Source organism: Microvirga pakistanensis (assembly GCF_004458765.1).
GTDB lineage: Bacteria > Pseudomonadota > Alphaproteobacteria > Rhizobiales > Beijerinckiaceae > Microvirga > Microvirga pakistanensis.
On record NZ_SPJX01000357.1, the window covers coordinates 1 to 1087 of the forward strand.

General features: G+C 63.2%; 1 protein-coding gene. It reads left to right on the forward strand.

The features are described from left to right. Positions 1 to 31: 31 nt before the first annotated feature. Positions 32 to 1087 (forward strand): hypothetical protein (locus E4K09_RS18170; RefSeq protein WP_204985753.1); only part of this gene is annotated, 1056 nt, incomplete at its 3' end.

Sequence of the window (1087 nt, forward strand, 5' to 3'; positions counted from 1 at the left end):
CGGTGTGTACAGCACTTACGAATCCAATTTCGTGAAATACGCTGCCCAGCACTGGAGCCTGGAAGGCTCTGCCTGGGACGAAGCCAATTACTACGACCGCGCCGAGATCTTCTATAACTGGTACAACCGCACCGGCGACAGCTCCTACCTCACCAAGGCGAACGCCCTCGCGGTCGATTACCGCGACGACTACCTGAAGGCGAACGACTACGCCCCCTCCGCGCATTGGTCGCAGATCGCTGGCGTGGCGCTGCACTACGTGGCCACCGGCGATGAGGCCAGCCGGACCGCGGTCGGGCGCGTCGCCGACAACTTCGCCGTTGAGTATTACGTCGCCAATCTCGGCAACCTGAATGCCGAGATGGACAACCGGATCCAGGCCCGCACGCTCGAAGCCTTTCTCTACGCCAAGAAGATCGATGCCCCCAGCGCGGCCGGCCACAACTGGGACAGCCTGCTGCAATCCTCGCTCGAGAAGATCCTGGCCGCGCAGGGCGCCGATGGCGGCTACCACTTCGCCCAAGGCGGCGTGGTGCCGTTCATGACCGGCATCCTCAACGACACCCTGATCGATTACTACACGAACTACAAGGCCGATCCGCGCATCCTGACCGCGGTGAAGAAGTCCCTGGATTATCTCTGGTCCCACACCTGGGACGAGGCCTCGCAGTCGTTCCTGTATGTCGAGAAGCCCAACTCGTTCGGAGAGGTGCCCGAGCCCGCGCCGGACCTGAACAACATGATCACCTCCGGCTTCGGCTGGGTCTACAAGATGACCGGTGACGTCACCTACAAGCAGCGCGGCGACCAGGTGTTCGCCGGCGGCGTCAACGGCTCCTGGCTCGAGGGCTCGAAGCAGTTCAACGAGCAGTACACGAGCTCGCTGAAGTATCTCGCCTACACCCTGGGCGAGGGCTCCTCCGACACGCCGACGCCGACGCCGCTTCCGTCTCCGCTTCCGGAGGAATCGACGAATGTGACCACCAGCGTCAGCCATACTCTGGCGGCCGGGAAAACGGACCTGACCGCCACCGGGTCCGCCTCGATCAGCCTCACGGGCAACACCGGCAACAACACGATCACGGGC